Origin of the sequence: Vibrio sp. SSH13-20 (genome assembly GCF_040104475.1) — a bacterium.
Taxonomy (GTDB): Bacteria; Pseudomonadota; Gammaproteobacteria; order Enterobacterales; family Vibrionaceae; genus Vibrio; species Vibrio harveyi.
The window spans coordinates 950,248-976,400 of sequence record NZ_JBECOU010000001.1; the positions used below are offsets into that span (position 1 = coordinate 950,248).

Consider the following 26,153-nt stretch of genomic DNA (forward strand, 5'->3'; position numbering starts at 1 on the left):
ATCACTACAATTCCAAACCAAATGAATAAAGAAACGTTTGTATGCCGAAATTAAATTTAGACAGCGCAAGGAAAAGCTCTGCACTTTCTGAGAATGGAACCTGCGAAAAAGTACAATCGGCATTAGAACCGAAATACCACAAGCCAGGAAAGAAACTTTGCCTCAGTGCAGGTCTAACGGAGAAGCACATTCAACGCCGTTGGAACGTGCTGGAATCGATGACAGACAAAGATCTTCTCTTAGATCCTTTCACGCAATCGCATTACCACCAATACGCCAACAACATTGAGCACTTTATTGGCACGGTAAACGTTCCTGTTGGTGTTGCAGGTCCTTTGCGTATTAACGGTCTGTACGCAAGCGACGACTATTTAGTACCACTTGCAACAACGGAAGCTGCATTGGTGGCGTCTTACAACCGCGGAGCAAACTTAATTACTGCTGCTGGTGGTGCGAGTACCCTGTTGATCAGCGAAGGTGTGAGCCGTACTCCCGTGTTTGGCTTCCAATCACTTGCAGAAGCCGCGCAGTTCGTCAGTTGGGTAGTGACTCAATACGATATCTTCCGTAAAGAAGCGGAATCAACCACTACGCACGGCAAACTCAAAGACATCAACGTTAACATTGAGGGCAATCATGTTTACCTCGTGTTTGAATACGTGACGGGCGACGCGTCTGGTCAGAACATGGTGACCATCGCGACGCACAAAGTTTTCCATTACATTCTTGAACACAGTCCAGTCACTCCGGTTGATGCTTACCTAGATGGCAACTTGTCTGGTGATAAAAAAGCCAACGCACACACGTTGCGTTCAGTCCGCGGTAAAAAAGTATCCGCTGAGGTTACAATCCCTGCGGCATTGGTTGAGAAATACCTGCACACGACACCAGATGCCATGGTGAAATTTGGCAAGATGAATACGGTCGGTGGATTACTAAGCGGCACTATCGGTATTAATGCGCACTATGCTAATGCCCTCACCGCTTTGTACATCGCATGCGGACAAGACGCGGCTTGCGTTGCAGAATCAGCAGTTGGTATTACTCGAATGGATGTGGATTCTAACGGCAATCTATATGCCTCCGTAACTTTACCAAACATCATGGTTGGAACTGTTGGCGGCGGTACTGGCTTACCAACTCAGAAAGCGTGTTTGGATATACTTGGCTTGCATGGAAATGGCAAAGCGAAAGCGTTGGCAGAAGTGGCAGCTGGTCTGTGTTTAGCGGGTGAGCTTTCTATTGTTGGTGCTTTCTGTGCCGATCATTTCTCCCGCGCGCACCATAAGCTAGCAAGAAAATAGTCTCACGAGATCCAATAAAACCACTCTTTTTTAGGCTCTGTTAACCTTTCGAACTGATTTTTGTAGCGAATTGTTGGTTAATTTTACAAGGCAAAGACTTTGCTGTGTAGCTAGCCTACACGAGAAGTTGATAACGCAATACAAATGACCAACAAACGCTGCCCGAAGGGTTCGGTTAGTCGCTCCCGGCGAAAGTCGTTTTATGCTTTGTTTAGGAATATTTGCTTAGAATGACTAGGCGTACAATCCGAACAAAATTTAACCGCGAAAGAGCAACAGATCCTCATCGTAGAGTGGTTTCTATTATTAAACCCAAGAAACTACGGTTGCAGCGCACTACTGTATAAATACACAGAGCACATAAAACCCTCATCTTTCGTGAACGGTTTAACTCGTCACGCTTGATGGTTTCATTTCTTATTCAAAATTTCTTTAAAAGCTCATAAAACCACAACTAAGTGTTATATCAATTTGCACTTTTCGGTCAAACCTGACTCAAACGTTCTCGTTCTCAAAGTATGAATTCAAAAAAGTTTCATATTTTATTTGAGATGGCTCACATCACATTGCTCACCGATTATTCAGTCACTTATTATTTTTTCTCATTAAAAATTAACCTTCAGCAAGACTATTTTCTGCAATTAACAACTTTGATAGTGATTTTTACCGTCTATAATCCGTTCTGCAGCTGCTTGATTTAACTGAATTTATTAATTAGCTCATTAAGAGCTTCATTACTCCCGTTAAATGGATTTAAGTCGTTCCTTTGGGTAAGAGAGTTAACGATGAAACGTCAGAAGCAAAATGAAATTTCTTGTTGGGTATTGGGCTTTGTTGCCATGCTGCTGTTCTTTGTGGGACCAGTGTCGGCTGACGAAGACGACCCTGACCAAGCGACCGCACGATTTTTATATCAAACGACATTTGGTCCAACTCCTGCTTTGATAGACCAGATAAACCAAACCAGTTATGACACGTGGATTACAGAACAAATACTTCTCCCACCCACCTATCACAGTGATCTTTACTTCACTCCTTTCAGCAAAGGAGCCCAAGCAAATAGAGAAAACGCTTGGTATCAAATTGTTTTAACCTCCGAAGATCAACTGCGTCAGAGAATGGCGTTTGCATTAAGTCAGATTCTGGTGGTCTCAAAAAATGGCGGTTTCTTATCGAGCAAGCCAACCGGACTAGTCAGCTATTACGACTTACTCGTTGAGAATGCGTTTGGCAACTATAAGGATTTGTTGCTCAAAGCGGCTAAACACCCTGCAATGGGAAATTACCTATCTATGATGGGGAGTACGAAAGAAAACCCAAAAACCGGCGCACTACCTGACGAAAATTTTGCTCGCGAACTGATGCAGCTCTTCACTATTGGGTTATATCAACTCAACCTCGATGGCAGTGTTAAGTTTAATCATGACACCGGGCAACCCCTTGCTACCTATTCACAAAACGATATTCAAGAACTCGCTCGAGCTCTAACTGGCTGGAATAAGTCGGATGTCGACTTTGTGTTACCAATGCGAGTGGTAAACAGCCTTCATGATACCAACAAGAAAGTCGTGCTTGGGTCCACTATCCCTGCTGGTTTAAATGCAGAAGAAGAGCTCGAACTTGTCATTGATATCTTAATGGCTCATGACAACATCGCCCCTTTTGTTTCTAAATTGCTCATTCAGCGATTTGTCACCTCAAACCCAACGCCAGAGTACATTGCTCGCGTTGCTAGTACGTTCAATAACAATGGCAAGGGCGTGAAAGGCGATTTGCGCGCGGTAATTAAAGCGATTCTTCTCGACGACGAAGCGCGAGGATTGACATCGAACCAACCAATTAAAGTTAAAGAGCCAATCTTGGTCATCACTAATTTCCATCGCGCTGCTGGTTTTACTCTGACAGCGGCACGTTACGACAACGCAGTATCCTTGATGAATATCGCGAATCAAGGACCATTGCGCTCTCCATCCGTGTTCAACTTCTACTCTCCTGATTATCAGCCGTCAAAAGACTTTGTCTTTAATGGTTTAGTTGCACCGGAATATGAACTGTTTGATTGGTCGGTATACACCGAACTGGTGAACTTCATGCTTTATAGCGTGCGCAAAGGTTCCGAATCGACTTACACGCTCAATATGGATGAACTTTATCAACTCCTCGATGACCATAACGCTTTGGTTGATCGTGTCGACATGCGTTTCTTTGCCGGAACCGCTTCACCAGAGCTAAAACAACTCATGATTGAGGTGCTCGATAATTACCAAACCAGTTACGTACCGAAAACCAAACTTGCTTTAGTGATTTTCACAGCAATTTCGGGCAGCGAATTCTACATTCAAGATTAGGAGCGGATTATGAAACTCTCACGACGCAACTTTATGAAAGGTACCGCTTCTTTGGGTGCTTTTGCTTCTGTCGGCTTATCAGGCTACGCACTAGCGACACCGAGCAATGACTTCCGTGCTTTGATCTGTGTTTATATGGATGGCGGTAACGATGCAATCAATACCTTCTTGCCACTCTCCGACTTTCATTATGATCAATATGCCAGCGTGCGCGGTAAGTTATCGGTCGCAAAAAATACCGTCATTCCGATTGGCTTAAACGCCAGAGATAATCGAGGAAATGACGTGCCTTTGGGGATGCACCCTAAGTTGGAACGATTAACGGAGGTCTTTGAAAATGGCGATGCGACGGTCGTTCTGAACAGTGGCGTACTTGAACAGCCAATGTCAAAGCAGATGATCGAGTCTGGCGAAGTGCCCTTACCGGATCAACTCTTTTCTCACAACTCGCAGACTAAAACTCTGATGCGTGGCGGTATGGATACGTTTTCAAACCTTGGTTGGGCAGGACGTATGCTCGACATAATGGGACGGACGTCTGAGATTACTCCACTCTACAGTGTTCATGGTGACTCGTTATGGTTGCGCTCACTTGAACATAGGCAAACAGTTTTGAAAAAGGACCGCGCCGTCCAGTTGAGTGCGATTGGAAACCCGCTTTACAAAGAAGTGTACGACCAGTTGTTAGCCACTTCTCCCGATAATCCATTCAGCGGGCATTTTAATCTCATGGTGGATGAATCAATGACTATGAGTGGTGTGTTAGCTGAGCAACTGCATAACGTCGACAATGCGCCACTTTTTACCTCTACAACGCTAGGGAAACAGATGCAGACGGTTTACAAGCTTATCGCAAGCCAGAGCCAATTAAACCAACAACGACAAGTGTTCTTTGTTAAACATACTGGTTACGATGTTCATGATTCACAGCTTTCAAAACATCCTGCATTGCTAGAAGACTTGGCGACTAACCTTTTCGCTATGTATCGCGCTATTGACGCACTTGGAATGCGTGACAATGTCACTACATTTACCATGTCTGACTTTGGGCGACGCATGACAAATAATGGCAATGGTACCGATCATGGCTGGGGTGGACATCAATTTGTGATGGGAGGCGCGGTAAATGGTTCTCAACCAATTGGAACTTGGCCCGAATTGATACTAGGTGGTGAAGATGATTACTCTAAAGGGCGTTTGATTCCAAGAATCGGCACTGATCAAGTAGGTGCAACCTTAGCTCAATGGATGGGCATTACTGATGGGACAGCAATGGATTACGTGTTCCCAAATATACGCAACTTCCCTTCCTCTAACCTTGGCTTTATGTCATAGCTGCTGCAATCCAGTACGCAAAAAAGGGAGCATTATGCTCCCTTTCATTTATTGAGTTTGATATCTCATTTAAGCGTCTTCACTGCGTGGTCGTTCATTACATAGCTTGATTGCACGCTCTAGAAGTTCTAATGCGGTCTTATCGCTTTCTGGTAATGCCGCTTCACTTTCGCCAATTGGCGTTACGCGGTCACCCCATTTCAACACAGCAGCGCCCCATGTCAAACCAGCGCCAAATGCAGCCAATAACATGTTATCACCTGGCTTCACGCGACCTTGCTCAAGAGCTTCACACAATGCGATTGGCACTGTTGCTGCTGATGTGTTGCCGTAGTTTTGAATATTCACGAACGCTTTTTCTTGCGGGATACCAGAAAGGTCACACAGCGTTTGGATGATACGGATGTTCGCTTGGTGCGGGATTACCACGTCGATTTGATCTGTAGTTAACTCTGAAGCTTTCAGAACCGTTTTCGCAGCCAGCCCCATGCCTTTAACTGCGCGTTTAAAGATCTCTTGACCAACAAAGTTGAAATCCCAATAACCGTTGTCTTCAGCGAAGCGGTCCATGCATGTACCAAACTTAGGAACAGAGAGAATGTCTCGCCCTTTTGCATCACAACCAATTTGTGATTGCAGAAGACCCGTTTCTTGCTCCGTACGTGTCAGAACGACTGCACCAGCGCCATCACCGAACAATACTGCCGTATCACGCATTGCCCAGTCGATGTAGAAAGAAAGACGTTCCGCACCAATGATGATCGCATTACGGTAGTTGCCCGACTGGATCAAACGCGTACCAGTTTCAAGACCGTAGACAAAACCCGTACACGCCGCGTTTAAATCAAACGCGGCAGCAGAGCGAATACCAAGGTTTTGTTGCACCTTAGAGGCAATGTTTGGAATAAGAGAATCAGGAGAGCATGTCGCAACAATGATAAGGTCGATGTCACTCGCTTCCACGCCAGCACGAGCCATCGCATGTTGCGCAGCTACCGTTGCCATGTCCGACGTATTTACGTGGCTAATGCGACGGTTTTCAATACCAGTACGGGTGCGAATCCATTCATCTGAAGTTTCAAGGAAAGTGCTAAGGTCGTCGTTAGAGAGCGAAGCTGGTGGAAGGCATTTTCCCCAGCCAGTAATTTCAGCGTAGTAATTTGTCATCGCAGACCTATTTATTGTTGTATTTTAATGAAATTTCTTAGAACCTGTTCGGGTCCAAATACAAACCTGTCATATCGTATTTCGGCAGGCTAAAAAATAAGTATACAAATTATGAAGCAGACTGGTAAGTCATGTTTTCATCAAGTTGTCATAAAGGAAGAAGTCATGTCATCGTTTAAAACTCGTTGCCCGTCTTGTGGCGGTTTAAATCGTGTCCCTAATGAGCGAGTTGCAGAAGCTGCAAGTTGCGGTAAATGTAAGAACGCTTTATTTGATGGTGCGCCTGTAGAAGGCACCATCGATAACTTCTCAGCACTACTAGAGAGTGACACTCCAGTTGTGGTTGATTTCTGGGCGCCATGGTGCAATCCATGCGTTGGTTTTGCTCCTGTTTTCTCGGATGTCGCACAAGAACAGACCGGAAACGCTCGTTTTGTCAAGATTGATACTGAAGCTCAACAACAATTGGCGGCTCAATTCGGTATTCGTAGTATCCCTACCATCATGGTTTTTAAGAATGGACAACGCGTTGACATGATCAACGGAGCATTACCAAAAACTCAATTCGATCAGTGGCTAAATCAAGCACTTAACAAATAAACCCCGTCGCCAGCCTCGCTCTCGGGCTGGCGTTTTTATGCAGCATTTCCTCATAGAATTTCGATAAATAACTTTTGTCGAAACGACTCAAATATATCGTTTTACTTGCCTATTAATTAGCCTCATATTCGCGCCGAATAACCCCTGATTTTTACTTAACTTATAGGCGCAAAACATTGGAAAACACAGCCATTCCTGCAGCATCACCACGAGTCACAGTTCCTGTCGTAGCACTGTCTCTTTATGCAGTGGCATCAGGCTATTTGATGAGCTTGGTCCCTCTTATGCTTGGTGAATACAACATCTCTGCTGATTATGCGAGTTGGTTGGCGAGTGTGTTCTATGGCGGTCTATTGTTTGGTGCCATGTTCTTTGAGCGAATCGTTCGCAGCGTTGGACACCGTAAAGCGTTTGTCGGTAGCTTGGCAGCCTTTTCTCTGACGATCATCGTTTTGCCGATTATTCCTAATGGTATGGTATGGCTATTTGCACGCTTTATTGCGGGCATCGCAGTAGCGGGCGTATTCGTCATCGTAGAATCATGGCTAATGTCTGGCGATGAATCCTCACGCGCTAAACGTTTGAGTCTATACATGCTTTCTTTGTACGGCGGTTCTGCGCTTGGTCAATTTGGCATTGGCATTCTTGGCGTAAGTGGTGGCGTCCCTTTTGTTGCCATCACGACACTGATCTTGATGGCGATGCTAGTGCTACTATTCATCGACTGTGAACAACCAAACAGCCATGAGTCTACTGCACTGTCGTTCAAACAGATTTCAAAACTAAGCCACGCAGCAATCATTGGTTGTGTTGTTTCTGGTCTTACTCTGGGAGCAATTTACGGTCTGATGCCAGTAGAGCTCGCAAACCGTAAAATCAGCCACCAAGACATTGGTACTTTGATGGCGTTAGTGATTCTGGGCGGTATGTTGGTTCAACCTATGGTGACAACCTTAAACAAGTACATGGCACGTACTGTACTAATGGCGTTCTTCTGCATCCTTGGCATTTTCTCTATCGGACTGACTTTCATTTCTTCGTCAGCGGTGGTGTTGGCAGTGGCGTTGTTCCTATTAGGCATGGCGACATTCGCTCTATACCCAATAGCGATTAACCTAGGTTGTGAAGGCTTAGACGAGCGTTTCATCGTGTCTGCAACGCAAGTCATGTTGTTTAGCTACAGCGTGGGGTCAGTAGCAGGTCCAGTGGTTGCTGATAAATTTATGGGTCAAATGCACGGTTTGTTGGGCTACTTATTTGCAGCATTACTTGCAACTTGCATTTACATGCTAATCGCAGCAACTAAATCCAAGCACCAAATGGCGGCAGGTTTGTAATTTTTAACTTGTCCCAACCAGACAAAAGAAACGAGGGTTCATGCCCTCGTTTTTTTGTTTCTGAAATACTCTACTCTTTAAATCATTGGGGAATTAAACCGGCTCATTAGTTTTGGTTCTCCAATAATTTCTTGCGATAACGTGTTGGCGAACTGCCGTAGAACTTTTTAAATCGGTGCGTGAAGTTGTAAGGATCACGATAACCCAATCGGTTTGCTATCATGACAACCGACCAAGCTGGATACTGTAATAAGTCCGCCGCTTTGTGCATGCGAAGCTCAATTAACTTGCTCCTCGGACTCATGTTGAATAATTGTTTGGACAGTCGGTTAAACTGCTCTTCACTTATAAAACATCGCTTTGCCATCTCGGCGACCGTCCAAGGTAGGTGCAGTTGCCCTTCCACTTCATTAAATAATGTTTGAACGCGAGAAAGCGAGCTACTGATAGGCGTTTCGACGCTTTTGACTAAACGTTGTACTTCGCTGATCAATAACTGACGAAAACCAGTACGACCGCCTATCTCATTGTAGAGCAAGGTCATTAACGCCCAAATTTGCTCTGAACCTTGGAAAGGCATGACCGTCTGACCAAGATCCGACAGATGCCGCCAAGAACCTGCATTCTGAGGTAGTAGCCAAACCATTTTCCAATGATCTTTGTCAGGATTCATTTCAAACCGAAAGCACGTATCGACAGGCAAAATGGTCAGCGTATAAGGTTCTATCTCTTTGACAGAATCGGGGGTTATCAGAACGCCACCACCTTCAACCGTAAACAACAAAGTATGCACACCAACTTTGTTTCTTTCGACATGATAACCATCACGTAACTCAGCCAAGCCTGCCATAAAAATGTCTGCACGATGCCACTCAGGAATCTCTGTCAAAGTGAGAAAGCGTTCCTTACATGCAGGAGCCAAGTACACGTCATCTTGCCATTCCGTTTTGGTTGCAAATTGCTCAATGACGGATTTGCACAGCTTTTGTGGTTTTTCACACATGTATTTCCTTTCCTATACGCTTTATATTCCTCTCAAAATTTGAGGAGTGACTATGGCAAACAACATTGGTATCAAAAATAGTGCTAACCCTTTATATAACGGGCTACTTAAGCAGATTGTCTGTTTGGGTTTTCCTGTCGCCATCCAGAGTGCTTTGGTAGCAATACTTGCCTTAGCCGATGTTCTCATGGTTAGCGATTTTGGTAAAGAAGCAACCGCGGCTGTGGGAATTGCATCAAAATGGCATTTTGTCGCCATTATGATCATGGCAGGTTTAGCATCTGCAAATGGCACACTTGTTGCGCAATATTGGGGACGAGACGATGCCGTAAGTGCAAAAACCGTCACCGGTATTGCGATTCGTTTTGGTCTAAAGGTGCTTATTCCTGTCACTCTAATTATCACAGTTGGCAGCGAAGTGATCATGCGCCTGCAAACCAGCGATATTCAAGTCATTGACCTTGGTTCTACCTACCTTTGGTATGCGTTCCCTGTGTTGCTACTGACTCACATCATTATTGTATTAGAAGCCAGCATGCGATCGTCTGGTGACACCGTCACTCCGCTATTAATGGGAGCAATGACTATTGTGCTCAATATCGCTCTGAACTTTTGGCTCATTAAAGGCGGGCTAGGTATACCTACAATGGGTGTTGCAGGTGCGGCATTAGCGACGACGATTTCTCGCTTATTCCAAGTGCTAGCCATGATTGGCTATATGCGTTGGCGTAAACATTGGTTATTGGAAGTAAAAGAAGGGGTTGAACGCCCCTCTTTGTGGCTCTCTTATCGCCGTTTGGCATTACCAATGACCTTAGGCGCGCTACTTTGGGCCATTGGTACGATGGTGTATCAAATGATTTTTGGTCACATGGGCACGACAGAACTCGCGGTGTTTAGCATGTTAGGTCCATTCGAATCTCTGTGTTATTCCATCTTTTTTGGAATCTCTGTTGCGTGTTCAGTGATGATTGGGCAGTCGTTAGGGCGTGATGCCTTTGAGCAAGCTCAGCACATGGCAAGCTTCTTCATTAAAGCGGTGTTTGTGTTTGGTATTTCGATTGGCGCATTACTGCTACTAAATCGAGAGTTAATCATTGCAGCATTGAACCTAGATAACTCAGAACTTTACCCACTCGCGGCACCCGCAGTCGTGATTTTATGTAGCGCGATTTGGCTCCGCATGCTCAACATGATCATCATAAACGGCATTATTCGAGCGGGTGGCGATAACGTCTTTTGTTTACGCATGGACTTTATCGCGATGTGGATGACTGGATTGCCTTTGTGCGCCGTCGCCGCGTTCGTCTTAGACTGGGAGTTTAAATACGTTTACGCACTAATGATCGCAGAAGAAGTAGTGAAATTGGCACTGTGTTATCGTCGATACACGCAAAAGTATTGGATCAAGAATCTCACCGTTGTTACGACTTCTTAGTACGTTTTTAACTAGGCTTCTTGGCTTCGCGTTCTGCACTCATTCGTTTGTGGCGATTCGACACATTTGCAGCTGGTTTATTTGGAACCTCACGCTTCTCATGCACCAAGTGCCGAATCGCTAAGATCGGATGCTTGAGTAACATTCTCGGTCCTGAATAACGCATCACTAAACGCATTTGCTCTTTAGGCTCCGGTTTATAGCAATGTATTGGGCATTTATTGCAAGTCGGCTTGTCTTCTCCGTAAGGACAACGGTCAAGCCGAACTTCCGCATATTCTAACAATTCGCGACATTCCGCGCATAGCTCACCTTTTGTGCCATGGTGGTCTTTACAGTAAACCTCGACCATCGCCTTGACGGTTTTAAATTCAGTGGCGAGTTTACCTAACAAAATGTCGCTCATTTTTTTCCTCTAACTAAAACAGATTCATACCCAAGTGACTTCAAGATGCAGGATTAGAGCCCTATCATTGATTCGAGAGCAAAGAAAACTACGCCGTGTAATAGCAAGCTCTTTCCAAGTTGTTTGACGTAGCCATTTGTTTGACTAAAAAACCAAGTCATTCACGCTGAACCTAGTATCTCAGGTTACTTGGTATAACCCAGAGACCTTAACAATAAGGCTTTGACTAAAAGGACTTTAGTTACTTATCTGGTTACAACTCCATCGTATAGAGCTGTAAAGTTCGACCATTATCGTAAGTCTGCTCAACGCGTTCAAACTGAAAACCCAATTTTTCTAGCAAACTTATACTGCGAATATTGTCATTATTGGTGATAGCGACCAAGTTTTCTATATTCATTTCCTCACGAGCAAAATCCACGACGACACTTGCGGCTTCTTTCGCGTAACCTTTGCCATAAGCGCTAGGCAGATAACCGTAACCAATATCAAACGCTGTTAATGTATCGCGTTTAACCAAACCACAAATGCCAACTGGCTGTTTATCATGGTTGGTTTCAACCACCAGCAAACTGACACCCTTAAGTTCCTGCATTCTTAACATGTTATCTTGGATGTAACGCTTGGCTTCTTCTAGGGTTCGAATTTGTTTGTCACCGACGAAACGATAAAAGTCTGGCTGGTTGTAGAGTTCTAAAATAAACGGCGCATCTTCTACACTGACAAGACGCAGTGTGAGGCGCTTGGTAGTAAGTGTTTTCATAGGGAATCCATTAGGGTTGTAACTTGGCGGAAAAATCACTATCCTGCCCCGCTAAATTAAAGGACCAACACCATGAACCGCAAGAAGAAAATTAATTCGATTTTAAAAGCGAAGCAGAAAAAACAAAATGCAAAGCTTCATAAGAGCAATAAGCCTCGCTACATCTCAAAAGCAGAACGCGCGAAGATGGAAGCGGAACAGCAAGCTAATGAGCAAACTTCACAAGCCACTGAAGAAACTCAAGCAACAGACGAAGCATAAAAGAAAAGCCGCATAACGCGGCTTTTTTTATCCAAATTTAACGTGCTTATTTGTATCTCAGATACGGACTTTTAGTACTCAAGGCTGTAGTTAAGCGTGAACGTACGACCTCTTCCCTTATAGTCATAAGCAGCAGACTCATAGTGAGTTGCGTATAGGATTTGCGCACGTTGTCCCCACACCGTGGTGTAATCCTCGTTAAACAGGTTTTGGATTCCGAATCCTAATTGACCAACAGGCAGTATCACGCTGCCTAGCAAATCAAATGTTGTGTATCCATCTAACTTGTTGTTCGCATCATCTTCGTAATCGAACATAGTTTGGCTTTGTAGACGCACAGAGTAATCGTTTTGGTACCATGCTGCCCAAGCGTTCGCTTTGGATGTACTTGCCTTACCAGCACTCAAATCTTCCCACTTACCATTGGTCTTCAGTTCAGATACGACATAATGACCAGAAGCACCAACAAGAATATCGCTGGTTACCCAGTAGTTAATGTTTGCTTCCGCACCATACACACGTTGCTCGTCATCCACACTGGTAATCAGCAAAGTTTTACGGTCGTATTTGATTGAGTTATCTGACAACGAGTAATAACCCGCTGCTTGAAGAGACAACGCTTCCTTATCTAAACGGTAACCAATTTCGTAACTGTCCGTTTTAATGCCTGACAATTTAGAATCAGATACATTGATGCTGTCTTTTAGTGCGTAATGACCATTTGCATCTACTGCATCGTAACTGCCCTGACCATAGTATTTCGCTGGGTCCGCCAATTGGAAACCTTGGGAGAAGTTAGCCCAAACTTGCGACTCATCATTCAACCGATAGATAGTGCCAAGGTTGAATAGGTTAACTGAGTAATCTGTACTGCCACCTGGTACTGAATCAGCCGACGTTCCCGCTCCTGCAGCAATCTTCTTCTGCACACTATAAGCGACAAAGTCATCAACTTTGTTATCCATGTATTGATGGCGATAACCTGCTTGTACAGACCAATCCGAAGTAATTTGGTAGTCCCCTTGAATAAACAATGCGTAAGAGGACACGTCTACGCCAGGGTAACGACCAACTTGTGCATACGTCTTGTTTATCAAGTTTCCAGAATTACTAGCAATCGTCGAATCGAAGAGTGCTTGGTTACTGTCGAAACGATCAAGATAAGCATCAATACCATAGATAAGATTAAAATCGTTCCAATTCTTCGCTAACGCCAGACGCCCTGCAAAAACCTCTGTTTCTTGCTGAGAAGCACTTTGGAAATATGGTGTGAAAGTTTGGTCTTCACTTCGATAGGACAACTCACCAATCAATTGATGACCTAATACAGACTCATGGCTGTAACTTGCACTAAGAAGAACACGTTCTGTGCCGTGTTGGCGATCAGATTCAAATCCTTTACGTACATCGACGAAATCGCGCCCCACAATGTACAGACCATAAGGCGAGTCTTGTTGACTATCATAGTATTGCGCAACTAGGCTAAGCTGGCTTTCATCTGACGTTTGAATCTCCGCAGAGCCCATCACATCAAGCGTTGAATTGTACTGCAGTGAACCTTGTGAGATGTCCGGCGTGACAATGTCACCATTACCATCATAGAAACCCTGAGTTTCGCCGTACACCACCGAACCACGCGCACTTACTTTGTCGTTTCCGCCAGAGACAGATTGGGCAACCTTATAATCAAAATCGTCACCACCATTAAAACCGGTCGTACCGCTCACGTAAGATTCAAATGCAAGTTCATCTGACGTCGCTTTCTTTGTGACAATATTTATCACACCACCCGTTGCGCCGGCACCGTATATCGATGTCGCACCGGATAACACCTCAATACGTTCAATATTGAATGGGTCAATCGCGTCGAGTTGACGACTGATTGGGCGTGAGGATTGTAATGACACCCCATCGATCATAACCAACATTGCACGCCCACGGAGGTTCTGCGCGTAGTTAGTTCGGCCACCCGTACCAACGTCTAATGACGGAATCGTTGCCGATAAGATGTCACCAAGGTTTTTTCCTGCTCGGTATTGTTGAGCGATCTGCTCTTGATCAACGAACCAAACCGTACCCGGAATGTCTGAAATGGACTTAGGCATAACACTGCCAACCACCACTACTTGTTCATCCGCATTACTCTGTTTGCTTATATTAGATTCTTCTGCAAGTGCTTGAATTGCATAGCCACTGCTCATCGCAAGCATGATGAGATTTAAAGAAAACTTCCTTTTTATCATTGTCTTTATCTTTTTATAAATTACAAAGTCGACAATAATACTCATTCTCAATCATAGATCGAGCACTGTTACATATGTTATATGTTTGTTACTTTACGGTACTTCGAGATTTGACGAGCTGCTTATTTTCCTCTGTTCGAGGGCAATCTTCGCACAGTTTTCGCCCTTCACATTTGTAGACTAAACAGCAGCTTTTTCGGACTAATTTCAAAGGACGCTCGTCTGAAAAAGCGTACAGGGATGATGTATTTTCAGAACTTAACCCAAGCGCTTCCAACCACAACTTGGCATGCTGGTGAATGAGCTCGTCACTAAATTGAGGAAAATGTTGCTGGAGTCGGATCAAGCATGCCATCACACCATCAGACATCAATTGATGAGTAAAGCCCGGGCGTATGCGAGTCCAATCACTCATTTGAATCTGATAGAAGTCATAAAGTGCACGTATTTGCTTACCAGCTTCGACAATCAGTTCTTCAATTTCACCATGAATATGCTGTTCATCAGCAAAGCGGTAACCCGTGACAAACCCTTGCTGCACGTATTGCCCCATCCCCCGTAGATTTGGCAAAGTGTGAAATCCATAGATCGAAATGAATGCCACATACATAGGCTGCCAACAAAGCAGGTCCCATGTTCGAGTTAGCCAATAGGCTTTACCCGCTTCAGGATGTGCTTGAGAAAGCGATTGGTAGAGTGATTGTACAATTGGATTGATGTTGTTATCGATATGGATTGCACTAGCACCAATCTCACCAATACTGCCGTGTAAGAATGGCGTGACTTCCTTTGAGTAATGGAAGAGTTGCGGAAAAAACTGCTCAGACATTGTTGTGTTTACGTACGTTTTTGTTTGAACGCAGTTATACGCAAGCCAAGCACTCAATGCAAATAATTATCAGTAAAGTTTCCGCCGTATCACTACGCAATTCTACCGACACCAAAAGTAAATATCTCAACAATTGCGAGTTTCTTAATAATGATAAGAGGATGACATCAACATAAAGAAATGATTTTCACTGGCCTTTGTCCTTTCGTTCCATTTATACTCAGTACAACTTAACGAGACATTAGAATACGAAGAACTAATAGTCGTATCACTCTTGAAATTCGGTACGATTTATCGCGACGTTACCCCGTAAGTACGTTTTAACAAAACCTCGTCCACTCATGGTTCAAAACGAGTTTTCACAATACGCCATGTTAAATTCTATCTAATCAATCATATAAGTAACTGAAAGAAAGATAATAGTTTGTCAAATAATAAAGGAAGGCTAAGTTTGAAAAGTAAATAAAAGAAAACCCTGAGCAACGTCAGGGTTCATCATCGAATCACAAGACTCAGTTCATGAGATTCTTTCATAACCAAGCAAAGCATAGCAAAGAACGAAGTCCAATAGTAAATTTTATAAACTCTCTGCGATAACTAGTAGAGTAAGGTTTAATCATGCTTAAAAAACTTGAACGTTTGCGAAAACGACTATTAAAAAACAAGAGCTGGAATTTTATTTTTGACTGCCTAGGTTTTATAAGTCGAATGGCAATAACGGCAATTGTTCATACCCTCTTATGTGACAAATAAAGCAATAGGGGGTGCTAGCCCCTTCATTGTTGGTATTTTCAGCGCCGTTCAGTTCTCTATATCGTTCATGAATAGAGTCTGTTTGAGGTTTTGTATGACTTTTTATGGGTAAATACGGTTAATGTCGTTGATTGCACCAAAATGGTTCGGTTTAACGTCAGAACTAGTGGATAAAAACATTCCAACAACACCAGCTCAAAGGCAGCGTAACACTTTGGCTCCGTAGCGTGAGTTATTCCCAATTATTAGACATTACTATTTCCTATGAAATGGAATGTGAACAAGGCTAAGTATTTTTTTCTTGAATATAGAAACAATAAAAGTCCCTGTTTCTAATAAGGAAATTAAACATGTTGTATCTTGAGTTTCTATTTTTGCTCGTGATGCTGTATATCGGTTCACGGTATGGCGGCATTGGTCTTGGTGTCGTTTCAGGTATTGGTTTGGTCATTGAGGTTTTTATCTTCAAGATGCCACCAACCTCTCCACCCGTCACTGTAATGCTGATCATCCTTGCGGTGGTTACTTGTGCTTCCATTCTTGAAGCCGCTGGCGGTTTGAAATACATGTTGCAGGTAGCCGAGCGCGTACTGCGTAAGAACCCTAAGCGCGTTACCCTCATTGCACCGTTCGTCACTTACTTTATGACCTTTCTACTTGGTACTGGTCACGCGGTATACTCCATCATGCCAATCATTGGCGACGTTGCGTTGAAAAACGGCATTCGCCCTGAGCGTCCGATGGCTGCGGCATCCGTTGCTTCTCAAATCGCAATCACGGCATCACCAATTTCAGCCGCTGTGGTTTACTACCTAGCACAGCTGTCTGACATTCAACACGAAATCACCTTGCTATCGATTCTTCTCGTAACAGTACCAGCAACCTTGTTTGGTACGCTGTTGATGTCGCTATACAGCTTGAAACGCGGTAAAGAGCTTGAAGATGACGAAGAGTACCAAGAGCGTCTAAAAGATCCGGTTTGGCGTGAGAAAATCTTAAACACAACGGCAACTTCTTTGGACGAAGTGCTTCCAGCGAGCGCACGCAACTCTGTTTTGCTGTTCATTCTGTCGATTCTTGTGATCGTCGTTATTGCGATGTGGCCGGAAGTGCGAACCATCGTCGATGGCGCGAAGCCAATCAGCATGGCGGTGGTTATTCAGATGATGATGCTCTGCTTCGGCGGTATCATTTTGCTTGCGACCAAAACCGACCCACGTGACGTGCCAAACGGCGTTGTTTTTAAATCCGGTATGGTGGCAGCGATTGCTATCTTCGGTATTGCATGGATGTCAGATACCTACTTCCAATACGCGATGCCTCAATTCAAGTCCGGCATTGTTGAAATGGTAACCAACTATCCTTGGACATTCGCACTCGCGCTATTCATCGTATCAGTAGTAGTGAACTCTCAAGCAGCAACAGCGCGTATGATGTTACCTGTTGGTCTCGGACTAGGCTTGGACCCTGCACTGCTTATCGGCTTAATGCCAGCGGTTTACGGCTACTTCTTTATCCCTAACTACCCTTCTGATATCGCGACAGTAAACTTCGATACTTCAGGTACGACTAAGATTGGCAAGTGGTACTTCAACCACTCATTCATGTCTGTGGGTTTAATTGGTGTGATTGGTGCTTGTTGCTTGGGTTACGTGCTAGGACAAATGATCATTCCTTCGTAACTAACCAACTTATAGTTTGGGGCGAGTCATTGTACGTTAACGTACAGCCTGAAGTGACTCGCCCTTTCTTTATTCTCAAAGCTATACAGCGAGAAGAAGTTAAAGAAGAAAGTCGTCATCGACAGCAACAAAATGGTCCGCGCAATCAATCAAGGTTTGGGAAGTTAACTTTGGTACGCCATACACTGTGACTTTCTTGTTAAAGCGTTGCTGAATGCGTTCCACCAACAAACTAAAATCACCATCGCCAGATACCAGAACCACTTCATCCACTTCCGGCGCAATCTCAATCGCATCTAGCGTGATACCTACATCCCAATCGCCCTTCGAGCTCCCGTCACGACGTTGAATATAAGGTTTAAGCATCACCTCAAACCCAACACCACGCAAAATATGGTGGAATTGACGCTGTTTTGGGTCATTGCTCGCAATGGCATAGGCACGTGCACTCACCACTTCTTTTCCTTGTGTCGCGACATACCAAAACTGGTTGTAATCAAAATTGCTGCGGTACGCTTCACGACAGGTGTAATACACGTTCTGTACGTCGACTAAGATTGCGATCTTTTGTTTGCTTTCAGAGTTCATCTATTTAATACGCTTTATTTGTTTGCCGCATACCCTATGCCACTTTGGACCAAAGCACAATGAGCTAATTCCACTAAACTTACCGTATAACGTGATAAACGAAGTCTCGCGTTTCAAGGAGGGAGCCATGAACAAGTCGACGTTAGCCCTTTTGCTTGCATGCCTCATATCAGGCAATGCGTTTGGTTATCCAGCACACTCACAGTACTGGCCACATCGCAGTGTCCTATACTTTGCCCCTGCGAATGACGACCACGTAAAACAGTTTTTACTCGAAGCTTTGATGAATGAATGTGAATTGGAAGACCGCGATGTGATCACTTTAGTGATTGCAGAGGACGGTTTTACTGAACCTTCATGGTTAAAAGAAGAGTTCGATTTGAAAATGCTGGCTGCTCTCTACGAAGTCAAAGCAGGTCAACACACTGCGATTCTTTTGGGTAAAGACGGAGAAGAGAAACACCGCTGGGGTGCGAAGACTGATTGGCAGTTCATCAACGATTTGATCGATGAAATGCCAATGCGAAAAAGAGAGATGCAACAGAAACGCAATCCTTGCGCGATCTAATGCTTAAGACTAAGTCTTCAGTTATTTTCCAAACCAGTCCAACTTGCTGTGCAATTGCGTCACGCTGCCAACCACAATCAACGCAGGGCTCACTGCTTGTTCTGCCATATTAGATAGCTCGTTCAGCTTACCTTGGAATACACGTTGCTCTGTGCGTGTGCCGTTTTCAATGATAGCGCATGACATCTCTGGGTCTAATCCATGTGTGATAAGCTTATCCATGATATGACCGCTTTGTTTCAACCCCATATAGAACACAAGCGTGTTGTTTGACTGCGCTAGCGAGTGCCATTCAATCTCACGACCATCTTTTTGTACGTGGCCAGTAATGAACTGAACGCTTTGCGCGTGGTCACGATGCGTTAATGGAATACCTGCGTAAGCCGTTGCACCCGCAGCAGCTGTGATACCCGGAACCACTTCGTATTTGATGCCGAATTCTGCTAGCTCTTCTAGCTCTTCACCGCCACGACCAAAGATAAATGAATCGCCGCCTTTTAGACGTACAACGCGTTTACCTTCTTGCGCTTTTTGCACCAAGATTTGGTTGATTTGATCTTGAGGCACGCAGTGAAAGTCCAACTTTTTACCTACGTAGATCATCTCTGCTGATGCGTGAGCCAATTCTAGAATGTCTTTCGACACCAATCGGTCATACACCACAACTTCGGCTGCTTGAATGGCTTTTAAGCCCTTTACTGTCAGTAAATCTGGATCACCCGGACCTGCACCAACAAGAGAAACAAAGCCGCTGTTTAAAGATGAGTTAACAGTTGTCATATCAACGCCTATTGAAAAATTTAGATATAAAGAGAGACTCTGACAAAGAAACGCTTTTTATAGCCAAATAGCTTATTAGTATATGGGAACGATGTTCCCTGCTCTGGAGTCCTTCATCTAAGGAATGACAGGCTTTTCGCTTTGCTTGTTATCGCATTAGATGAGCAGTATTTGTTGAATTGCCCCTATATGAGTCATTCCCGAAAGCGACGAAGGAGCGTAGTCGGGAATCTCTCAGTTCAAGCCCAAAGAGAGTCCCGACTTGTTCTTTACCTAATATTGGTAATAAACCTCAATTACTTAGCCATTGCAGGCTGTGCTTTTACTTCTTCTTCAGCATTGATAGAAGGCGCAGTTTTAGCGTGAGTTAGGTACAGTGGAATACAAGTCATCACTAGACCACCAACGATGTTACCTAGGATGGTTGGGATAAGGTTGAAGTTCAACCAAGTTGCAATACCGAAATCAGCACCTAGAATCATACCTAGTGGGAATAGGAACATGTTTACCACTGTGTGCTCAAATACTAGTGCGAAGAAGATGAAGATTGGGAACCACATCATTGCTACGCGACCAGATACTGAACGCGCTGTCATGTTGCCGATAACGCCTAGACACACCATTAGGTTACAGAAGATGCCGCGAACGAAACACGTGATCCATCCGTCCATACCCATGTTTTCGAAACCAAGACTACGTGCTGTAGAAACAGCGACGAATTTCTTCGCTACTGCGTTCAATTCTAGAGAGAAGTTACCTGTTAGAGAGATAGCCACTAGGTAAGCAACGATTAGAGAACCGATTAGGTTACCCAAACCAACCAAACCCCAACAACGGAAGATACGACCCCAAGTGATACCTGGACGGTTTGCAAATTTAGCTAGAGGAGCTAGACCAAAAACACCTGTTACTAGGTCGTAACCCATCACACTTAGAATCACGAAACCAACTGGGAAGACAAGCGCACCCACAACGCCCACGCCCGTTTGTACGATAGTCGTAATAGCCACAACCACCGCCAGCGACAGGATGATACCCGCCATTGTACCGCGGAGTAGCAAATCGCGAGTACTGGTGTTGGTTTTCGCTTCACCCACGTTGATCATGGTTTGAACGAATTCTGCAGGCTTAAAATCAGTAGACATGAATGTGTCCTTATTCAAAAAGTGAAAGTTAAAAAATTAAAGATTGAATAGAGAAAGGCTTCCCGTTAACTCAGTAACATCTCGCTTCCCTGTCCCCCGCAGATGATTCTGGAAAGCCTTTACCTATTAAATCTAGATTTCGGTTCATTCCCTCCCCCTTAGAGGAGGGAATGGAAACCAAGCTTATGCAGAAATCTCTACTTCGCCGTTGGTTACGCGCGTTTTGTACGCTTTCACGCTAAAACGCTCGTCTTCCATGCACGCACCTGTAGTCAGGTTAAAGCGCTGCTTTTTAAGTGGGCTTGCCACCCAAAGCTCGCCTTGGTGCTCACAGATCAAACCGCGAGAAAGCACGTTTGATTGGAAGAACGGGTCTGTGTTGCTGATTGCCAGCACTTCTTCTGCTTGTGTTGGGCGGAATACCGCAACTTGCTGACCATCAACCAGTGCACAAACACCCGTGCCCGGTACGATGTCGCTGATTTGGCAAATCTTTTCAAATGACATAATCAACCTTCCCTTATGCTTCAGTGATCGCTACGTGTAGGATGTCGCCTTTCGCTTCAGGGTGTTTTTCCGTGAAGGTTGCTGGGCGGTGTTGTTCACGCTCTTGTACAAACACAACGTTATCATCGCGCTTGTCAGAGTTGATGAAGTGCGCGAAACGAGTCAGTTGTGATTCGTCGTTGATGGTCGCAGTCCACTCACACTCGTACTCGTCTACAAGCTTCGCTACGTCTGCTTCTAGTTGCGCGTTGATGCCAAGTTTGTCGTTAACAATCACTTCGCGTAGGTAGTCAACGCCACCTTCCATGTTTTCCATCCAAACTGATGTGCGTTGTAGTGGCGCAGCAGTACGGATGTAGAACATCATGAAGCGGTCGATGTACTTGATTAGCGTTTCTTTATCTAGGTCACTTGCAAGTAGGTCTGCGTGACGAGGCTTCATACCACCGTTACCACATACGTACATGTTCCAACCTGCGTCAGTCGCGATGATGCCAAGGTCTTTACCTTGTGCTTCCGCACACTCACGAGTACAGCCAGAGACACCGAACTTCATCTTATGAGGTGTACGAATGCCTTTGTAACGGTTCTCGATGTAAGAACCTAGACCAACAGAGTCTTGAACACCGTAACGACACCACGTTGAGCCAACACAGGTCTTCGCCATACGAAGTGCTTTTGCGTACGCTTGACCTGTTTCGAAACCAGCGTCGATAAGCTTACGCCAGATCTCTGGAAGATCGTCTTTTTGTGCACCAAACAGACCAATACGTTGAGCACCGGTTACTTTGGTGTATAGGTTGTATTCTGCAGCAACGTTCGCTAGCGCACCCAGTGCTTGAGGCGTTACTTCACCACCCGCCATACGTGGGATCACAGAGTAAGTACCGTCTTTTTGGATGTTACCTAGGAAGTTGTCGTTCGTGTCGTGCAGCTTAACCAGTTGTGGCTTAAGAATGTGCTCACCCCAACAAGAAGCCAAGATAGAACCAGCCAATGGTTTACAAACTTCACAGCCGTAACCTTTACCGTATTTTTCTAGAAGCTCATCAAACGTTTTGATCTCTTCAATGCGGATTAGGTGGAATAATTCTTGGCGTGAGTATGCAAAGTGCTCACACACGTCGTTCTTCACTTCGATACCAGATTTAGCAAGCTCAGCATTTAGAACAGAAGTGACTAGAGGAATACAACCGCCACAGCCTGTACCTGCGCCAGTCACGGCTTTGATGTCGCCCAATGTGTGGTGACCATCAGCAACCGCTTGTGCGATCTTGCCTTTGGTCACGTCGAAACAAGAACAGATTACTGCGCTTTCTGGTAGAGCGTCTGCACCTAGTGCCGGTTTCTCAGCGCCTGCGTGTGCAGGAAGGATCAACGCATCCGGGTGTTCTGGTAGGTCGATTTCGTTCAACATAAGTTGAAGCAGGTCGCCGTAGTCAGAGGTGTCACCGACCATAACCGCGCCAAGCAGTTTCTTGTTGTCTTCAGAAACGATAAGACGTTTGTAAACTTCTTGCTCTTCGTTTTGGTAAACGTAACTCTTACAGCCTTCGGTACGACCGTTCGCGTCACCGATTGAACCTACTTTTACACCAAGAAGTTTCAGCTTCGCAGACATGTCAGCGCCTTCGAATTTGCTTTCTGTGTTACCTAGCAGGTGATCAACGGCAACTGTCGCCATCTTGTAGCCAGGAGCAACAAGGCCGTAGAACATTTCGTTCCAAGACGCACACTCACCGATGGCGTAGATGTTCTCATCAGAAGTCTGACAATGGTCGTTGATAGCAACACCGCCACGGGGTGCCACTTCTAGCTCCATTTGGCGCGCTAGTTTGTCTTGTGGACGAATACCTGCGGAGAATACGATGAAGTCTGTTTCTAGCTCTGAACCGTCAGCAAAACGCATAACGTTGCGTGCATTTGTGCCTTCTGCCGCGATCTCAAGCGTGTTTTTGCTAGTGTGAACGTTCACGCCCATGCGCTCGATCTTTTGACGAAGTTGGTTACCACCAGCTAGATCAAGTTGCTCAGCCATTAGCTTTGGTGCGAACTCAACAACGTGCGTTTCTACACCTAGTGCTTTCAATGCACCTGCTGCTTCAAGACCTAGCAGACCACCACCGACAACAACACCTGATTTGCTCTTCTTCGCACACGCTTCGATCGCTTTAAGATCTTCGATAGTGCGGTAAACAAAACAGTCTTTGCTTTCGTGACCTTTGATAGGTGGAACAAATGGGAATGAGCCAGTAGCAAGAATCAGCTTGTCGTATTGAACTTCACGACCAGTGCTTGAGTAAACAATGCGGTTTTCACGGTTGATGTTAATCGCACGCTCACCGATCAACATGTTAATGCCGTGTTTCTCGTAGAAGCCTTCTTTCACTAAAGAAAGTTCATCTGCAGTATGGTGAGAAAAGTAAGAGGAAAGGTGCACACGGTCGTATGCGACACGAGGTTCTTCACAGAAAACCGTAATGTCCATATTAGACATATCAGCTTTCTCGACTAAGTCTTCGATATAACGGTGGCCTACCATACCGTTACCGATGACTACTAGCTTCAACTTGCTCATTGTACTTCCTAAGGGTTAGGTTCTTATAACTGAGCGCATTGTTAAATGTGAAAGAAAATTAATACATGATGTAAATCAATTACGGAATCAAACTACCCTAAAGGGGTAGATAGGTTAAAACCCTCGATTTAAAAGGGTCTAACGGTAAATTTGCTACATCTTTGTGTAGTAATTCATCACCGAGAAGATAAACTCTTAACATTTCTTCATAAATAAAATGAATCTATTTGGCTGGTACGTGTTGAAAACGGTTTAGCAGTATTGAATTTGTTTGAAAAAATTCAACATTTTATGATGCGATAGAACTAGCTCAGAGTAAGCCCTACTCTTTTACACCATTATGCTGTGCTGATTATATTTCAATTGGTTTGTCCATAATCACAACGTTGCGTCCTTTATCTTTGGCTAGGTATAAGTTCTTATCCGCAACCTCAAAGGCTTGTTCGAGTGCTTTCTCGCATGCATCCACACTCGGATAAGGCGTTATTTTTGTCAAAGGCACAGCCCCTACTGAAATGGTCACAACTTGTGATGGAAGATTTTTGGCATGTGGAATGGCTAAAGCCTCTACGGCTTGTCTTAAATGTTCTACTTTTGCTTGAAGCACATCTAAGGTATTCCCGTAAACAAGCAAGGCAAACTCCTCGCCGCCTAATCGAAACGACGGTTGGTCCTTACCTAAAAACGAGCGAAAGAGTTCAGCAACATCACATAACGTGTTATCCCCTTCGATATGTCCGTATGTGTCATTAAACTTTTTAAAGTTATCGATATCGCACAAAACGAAGCAGGCATAATTCATACTACCTACCGTTTGCTGAACAAACAGTGGTGCAGTACGTTTATACAAGTAACGCGACCCTAATCCCGTCAAGGCGTCGGTATCAGTTTGTTGACGAAGAACGCGCAACTGGTTTTTGATTTTCGTAATCAAGCTGGAATATGAACGAGCTAAGTCACCAATTTCATCCGATCGCTGAATTTCAGGAATATACGATTGGTCGATCTTTTCAATGTCTTTTTTCATCGACATTGAAAGACGCTTGAGTGGGCTAACAATCCACATGGTGACCATGTATATCATCACCATAGAGATTAACGAAGCGATTAACGCCTCATTAAGCAGCTCTTTAATTAGCGTCGTTTTGATAGTGTCGAGTTTACTTGCATCTAATACCGCCCAAATGTAGCCACCGTTTACGTTTCTTAAAGGCAGACAAACATGAAGCACCGATAGATTGGCATCGTAGTAGAAGTCGGTTTGTCGAAGATAATCTTTTGTCCATGGCAGATTGGTATCTTGATTGAGCCCCTTGCTGATTTGTAGTGCCTCTAAATCAACCTTTGCTTTGTTGATAAGGTATTGGAGCTTATTACGCTTAATTTCATCTGTGTCAGGCGTCGCTGCCAAGATGTGCTCAAGGTTCCCCTTTTGCGCTTGGAGCGCCCTTACCTCCTGATCGCTGACATCAATTCGCCACACTTGATTGGATTGTGCCAAATATCGAACTGCCACTTTTTGTTCTTTGTAATCTGACGTGCCGGAGACCTCAACAAACAGTAGACCATCGATGGCTCTGAAGTTCTCTTTGGTCGAAGGCATCATCAAGTTTGCGTAATTACGACCCGCTATAGAGCCGGAGAGAAACGTCATTTGTGAAGACAGGTGCGTTTTCGCCATAATCACTGCATGTTCGATACGCATATCCCATTCACTTTGGAAGCGCGTATAGGACAACCCAGAAATAATGGAAATCACTAAGACCAGATGCGATAAAAAAAGCATCTGGTTTATCGTCAACCAACCGAAAACTCGATTACTCACTTTGGACTACTGCTTATCTTTGTACACATCCAAAACGGGCTCTGCGCAAGTACCGTTTATACAGATGTCCTGATAAGTAGTATGGCAACTTTGACAAAACGAAGGCGCCAATGAAGGATGTGAATGGCTAATGTCTTTTCCTTTACGGTCATAGCTGCCATAAATTGCCATACCTCCAATATGTTCTGTCACCCACACGATACCTTCTACTTCTGAAATCGCCACCGCCGTCGGTCCATCTGTATACGGACCGTGAGTTTTGTATTGCTCTATTTTATTCGGATTCACTCGGATAGTAAGTGGTGACCCCTGACCATTGTTGATCCAGCTGTAGGCTCTTACGGATTCTTGAATAAATAGTGAAGTATCTGGCGGCAGGACAGTATCTGCAGGTAGGTTTTGTGACTCTTTAACAACGGGCCAATCTTGCCACCCTTCTGGGTAACTTGCCATTGACGCTGCAAAAGCAGTATAAGATGCAGTGCTCATCATCAAGACTACGATTTGCCTGCTCAATTGTCTTAACACGTGTGTTTCTCCATAAACCGAATACGCTCTTCCTGAGCAAAAAGACTAACACTTTCATATATTAACAAGTGTTAATATATGATGCTATCAATTAGCCCTAAGTAATGCACATAGTTTATAGACAACAACGTTCTGTTAATACAGTTGAATGATCAAATTGGGATC

At 44.4% G+C, this 26,153-nt stretch carries 22 protein-coding genes; 9 read left to right on the plus strand and 13 right to left on the minus strand.

All coding sequences use genetic code 11. From position 1 onward, the window contains the following. Window positions 1-41: 41 nt before the first annotated feature. From ABMY42_RS04210 to ABMY42_RS04220, 3 genes are all read left to right on the plus strand, one after another. Window positions 42-1,304: a hydroxymethylglutaryl-CoA reductase gene (locus ABMY42_RS04210; RefSeq protein WP_045487503.1), complete on the plus strand. Its 1,263-nt coding sequence runs from the start codon at window positions 42-44 to the stop codon at window positions 1,302-1,304. A 785-nt stretch (window positions 1,305-2,089) separates the two neighbouring features. Then, entirely contained in the window at window positions 2,090-3,652 is a 1,563-nt protein-coding gene (locus tag ABMY42_RS04215; protein ID WP_349266027.1) for a DUF1800 domain-containing protein, read from the plus strand. Window positions 3,653-3,661: 9 nt separating this feature from the next. Next, window positions 3,662-4,987, plus strand: coding sequence for a DUF1501 domain-containing protein (locus ABMY42_RS04220; RefSeq protein ID WP_050908417.1), 1,326 nt, complete (start codon window positions 3,662-3,664; stop codon window positions 4,985-4,987). 69 nt (window positions 4,988-5,056) lie between these two features. On the opposite strand, the gene ABMY42_RS04225 is transcribed toward ABMY42_RS04220, so the two are convergent. Then, a complete protein-coding gene (locus ABMY42_RS04225) occupies window positions 5,057-6,154 on the minus strand; it encodes a ketoacyl-ACP synthase III (RefSeq protein ID WP_017189083.1) in 1,098 nt (365 codons plus the stop codon). 165 nt (window positions 6,155-6,319) lie between these two features. Between ABMY42_RS04225 and trxC the strand changes: the two genes are divergently transcribed. Both trxC and ABMY42_RS04235 read left to right on the plus strand, forming a co-directional pair. Continuing rightward, a complete protein-coding gene (trxC, locus tag ABMY42_RS04230; protein ID WP_005446926.1) occupies window positions 6,320-6,754 on the plus strand; it encodes a thioredoxin TrxC in 435 nt (144 codons plus the stop codon). Between the two features lie 176 nt (window positions 6,755-6,930). Continuing rightward, window positions 6,931-8,091, plus strand: a complete 1,161-nt coding sequence (locus ABMY42_RS04235; protein ID WP_050908418.1) for an MFS transporter — start codon at window positions 6,931-6,933, stop codon at window positions 8,089-8,091. Between the two features lie 106 nt (window positions 8,092-8,197). On the opposite strand, the gene ABMY42_RS04240 is transcribed toward ABMY42_RS04235, so the two are convergent. Next, complete coding sequence (locus tag ABMY42_RS04240; protein ID WP_029789304.1) at window positions 8,198-9,094, minus strand: AraC family transcriptional regulator; 897 nt, start codon at window positions 9,092-9,094, stop codon at window positions 8,198-8,200. 52 nt (window positions 9,095-9,146) lie between these two features. Between ABMY42_RS04240 and ABMY42_RS04245 the strand changes: the two genes are divergently transcribed. Next, window positions 9,147-10,532, plus strand: a complete 1,386-nt coding sequence (locus ABMY42_RS04245; RefSeq protein ID WP_349266028.1) for an MATE family efflux transporter — start codon at window positions 9,147-9,149, stop codon at window positions 10,530-10,532. A gap of 7 nt (window positions 10,533-10,539) precedes the next feature. On the opposite strand, the gene ABMY42_RS04250 is transcribed toward ABMY42_RS04245, so the two are convergent. After that, on the minus strand, window positions 10,540-10,938 hold the full coding sequence (locus ABMY42_RS04250) for a nitrous oxide-stimulated promoter family protein (RefSeq protein ID WP_005446930.1): 399 nt from the start codon (window positions 10,936-10,938) through the stop codon (window positions 10,540-10,542). 253 nt (window positions 10,939-11,191) lie between these two features. Continuing rightward, window positions 11,192-11,701, minus strand: coding sequence for a GNAT family N-acetyltransferase (locus tag ABMY42_RS04255; RefSeq protein WP_009696653.1), 510 nt, complete (start codon window positions 11,699-11,701; stop codon window positions 11,192-11,194). 72 nt (window positions 11,702-11,773) lie between these two features. On the opposite strand from ABMY42_RS04255, the gene ABMY42_RS04260 reads away from it, so the two are divergent. Continuing rightward, the gene (locus tag ABMY42_RS04260) at window positions 11,774-11,962 is read left to right on the plus strand and encodes a DUF2986 domain-containing protein (RefSeq protein ID WP_005446933.1); all 189 of its coding nucleotides are present in this window, start codon (window positions 11,774-11,776) and stop codon (window positions 11,960-11,962) included. A 71-nt stretch (window positions 11,963-12,033) separates the two neighbouring features. Here ABMY42_RS04260 and ABMY42_RS04265 read toward each other — a convergent pair whose 3' ends face one another. After that, on the minus strand, window positions 12,034-14,205 hold the full coding sequence (locus ABMY42_RS04265; protein WP_050908420.1) for a TonB-dependent receptor: 2,172 nt from the start codon (window positions 14,203-14,205) through the stop codon (window positions 12,034-12,036). Between the two features lie 88 nt (window positions 14,206-14,293). After that, complete coding sequence (locus ABMY42_RS04270) at window positions 14,294-15,034, minus strand: siderophore ferric iron reductase (protein ID WP_005446937.1); 741 nt, start codon at window positions 15,032-15,034, stop codon at window positions 14,294-14,296. Window positions 15,035-16,137: 1,103 nt separating this feature from the next. Here ABMY42_RS04270 and ABMY42_RS04275 point away from each other — a divergent pair. Beyond that, the gene (locus ABMY42_RS04275) at window positions 16,138-17,469 is read left to right on the plus strand and encodes an anaerobic C4-dicarboxylate transporter (protein ID WP_005446939.1); all 1,332 of its coding nucleotides are present in this window, start codon (window positions 16,138-16,140) and stop codon (window positions 17,467-17,469) included. Between the two features lie 99 nt (window positions 17,470-17,568). Here the strand turns inward: ABMY42_RS04275 and ABMY42_RS04280 are convergent, their stop codons facing one another. Beyond that, window positions 17,569-18,057 (minus strand): NYN domain-containing protein, encoded by a 489-nt coding sequence (locus ABMY42_RS04280; protein WP_005446941.1) that lies wholly within the window; start codon window positions 18,055-18,057, stop codon window positions 17,569-17,571. 127 nt (window positions 18,058-18,184) lie between these two features. Here ABMY42_RS04280 and ABMY42_RS04285 point away from each other — a divergent pair, with 127 nt between their 5' ends. Then, window positions 18,185-18,625: a DUF4174 domain-containing protein gene (locus ABMY42_RS04285; protein WP_050907307.1), complete on the plus strand. Its 441-nt coding sequence runs from the start codon at window positions 18,185-18,187 to the stop codon at window positions 18,623-18,625. A gap of 21 nt (window positions 18,626-18,646) precedes the next feature. On the opposite strand, the gene cobA is transcribed toward ABMY42_RS04285, so the two are convergent. The 6 genes from cobA to ABMY42_RS04315 all read right to left on the minus strand — a co-directional run bounded on the left by cobA (window position 18,647) and on the right by ABMY42_RS04315 (window position 25,952). Further along, window positions 18,647-19,405: a uroporphyrinogen-III C-methyltransferase gene (gene cobA, locus ABMY42_RS04290; protein ID WP_009696658.1), complete on the minus strand. Its 759-nt coding sequence runs from the start codon at window positions 19,403-19,405 to the stop codon at window positions 18,647-18,649. Between the two features lie 296 nt (window positions 19,406-19,701). Next, window positions 19,702-20,550 carry a formate/nitrite transporter family protein gene (locus ABMY42_RS04295; protein ID WP_005446948.1) on the minus strand — a complete coding sequence of 283 codons (849 nt, stop codon included), beginning with the start codon at window positions 20,548-20,550 and terminating at the stop codon, window positions 19,702-19,704. Window positions 20,551-20,733: 183 nt separating this feature from the next. Beyond that, window positions 20,734-21,057, minus strand: a complete 324-nt coding sequence (nirD, locus tag ABMY42_RS04300; RefSeq protein WP_005387969.1) for a nitrite reductase small subunit NirD — start codon at window positions 21,055-21,057, stop codon at window positions 20,734-20,736. A 13-nt stretch (window positions 21,058-21,070) separates the two neighbouring features. Beyond that, window positions 21,071-23,635, minus strand: coding sequence for a nitrite reductase large subunit NirB (nirB, locus tag ABMY42_RS04305; RefSeq protein WP_009705342.1), 2,565 nt, complete (start codon window positions 23,633-23,635; stop codon window positions 21,071-21,073). Window positions 23,636-23,987: 352 nt separating this feature from the next. Further along, complete coding sequence (locus ABMY42_RS04310) at window positions 23,988-25,340, minus strand: diguanylate cyclase (RefSeq protein ID WP_274877893.1); 1,353 nt, start codon at window positions 25,338-25,340, stop codon at window positions 23,988-23,990. A 126-nt stretch (window positions 25,341-25,466) separates the two neighbouring features. Continuing rightward, window positions 25,467-25,952 (minus strand): hypothetical protein, encoded by a 486-nt coding sequence (locus tag ABMY42_RS04315; protein ID WP_009696661.1) that lies wholly within the window; start codon window positions 25,950-25,952, stop codon window positions 25,467-25,469. Window positions 25,953-26,153: the final 201 nt, after the last annotated feature.

What these genes read in the sequence shown, in the direction of transcription:
- ABMY42_RS04210 (WP_045487503.1), top strand. Translation starts at nt 42, where the DNA reads ATGCCGAAATTAAATTTAGACAGCGCAAGGAAAAGCTCTGCACTTTCT.
- ABMY42_RS04215 (WP_349266027.1), top strand. Translation starts at nt 2,090, where the DNA reads ATGAAACGTCAGAAGCAAAATGAAATTTCTTGTTGGGTATTGGGCTTT.
- ABMY42_RS04220 (WP_050908417.1), top strand. Translation starts at nt 3,662, where the DNA reads ATGAAACTCTCACGACGCAACTTTATGAAAGGTACCGCTTCTTTGGGT.
- ABMY42_RS04225 (WP_017189083.1), bottom strand. Translation starts at nt 6,154, where the DNA reads ATGACAAATTACTACGCTGAAATTACTGGCTGGGGAAAATGCCTTCCA.
- trxC (WP_005446926.1), top strand. Translation starts at nt 6,320, where the DNA reads ATGTCATCGTTTAAAACTCGTTGCCCGTCTTGTGGCGGTTTAAATCGT.
- ABMY42_RS04240 (WP_029789304.1), bottom strand. Translation starts at nt 9,094, where the DNA reads ATGTGTGAAAAACCACAAAAGCTGTGCAAATCCGTCATTGAGCAATTT.
- ABMY42_RS04245 (WP_349266028.1), top strand. Translation starts at nt 9,147, where the DNA reads ATGGCAAACAACATTGGTATCAAAAATAGTGCTAACCCTTTATATAAC.
- ABMY42_RS04250 (WP_005446930.1), bottom strand. Translation starts at nt 10,938, where the DNA reads ATGAGCGACATTTTGTTAGGTAAACTCGCCACTGAATTTAAAACCGTC.
- ABMY42_RS04255 (WP_009696653.1), bottom strand. Translation starts at nt 11,701, where the DNA reads ATGAAAACACTTACTACCAAGCGCCTCACACTGCGTCTTGTCAGTGTA.
- ABMY42_RS04260 (WP_005446933.1), top strand. Translation starts at nt 11,774, where the DNA reads ATGAACCGCAAGAAGAAAATTAATTCGATTTTAAAAGCGAAGCAGAAA.
- ABMY42_RS04265 (WP_050908420.1), bottom strand. Translation starts at nt 14,205, where the DNA reads ATGATAAAAAGGAAGTTTTCTTTAAATCTCATCATGCTTGCGATGAGC.
- ABMY42_RS04270 (WP_005446937.1), bottom strand. Translation starts at nt 15,034, where the DNA reads ATGTCTGAGCAGTTTTTTCCGCAACTCTTCCATTACTCAAAGGAAGTC.
- ABMY42_RS04275 (WP_005446939.1), top strand. Translation starts at nt 16,138, where the DNA reads ATGTTGTATCTTGAGTTTCTATTTTTGCTCGTGATGCTGTATATCGGT.
- ABMY42_RS04280 (WP_005446941.1), bottom strand. Translation starts at nt 18,057, where the DNA reads ATGAACTCTGAAAGCAAACAAAAGATCGCAATCTTAGTCGACGTACAG.
- ABMY42_RS04285 (WP_050907307.1), top strand. Translation starts at nt 18,185, where the DNA reads ATGAACAAGTCGACGTTAGCCCTTTTGCTTGCATGCCTCATATCAGGC.
- cobA (WP_009696658.1), bottom strand. Translation starts at nt 19,405, where the DNA reads ATGACAACTGTTAACTCATCTTTAAACAGCGGCTTTGTTTCTCTTGTT.
- ABMY42_RS04295 (WP_005446948.1), bottom strand. Translation starts at nt 20,550, where the DNA reads ATGTCTACTGATTTTAAGCCTGCAGAATTCGTTCAAACCATGATCAAC.
- nirD (WP_005387969.1), bottom strand. Translation starts at nt 21,057, where the DNA reads ATGTCATTTGAAAAGATTTGCCAAATCAGCGACATCGTACCGGGCACG.
- nirB (WP_009705342.1), bottom strand. Translation starts at nt 23,635, where the DNA reads ATGAGCAAGTTGAAGCTAGTAGTCATCGGTAACGGTATGGTAGGCCAC.
- ABMY42_RS04310 (WP_274877893.1), bottom strand. Translation starts at nt 25,340, where the DNA reads ATGCGTATCGAACATGCAGTGATTATGGCGAAAACGCACCTGTCTTCA.
- ABMY42_RS04315 (WP_009696661.1), bottom strand. Translation starts at nt 25,952, where the DNA reads ATGATGAGCACTGCATCTTATACTGCTTTTGCAGCGTCAATGGCAAGT.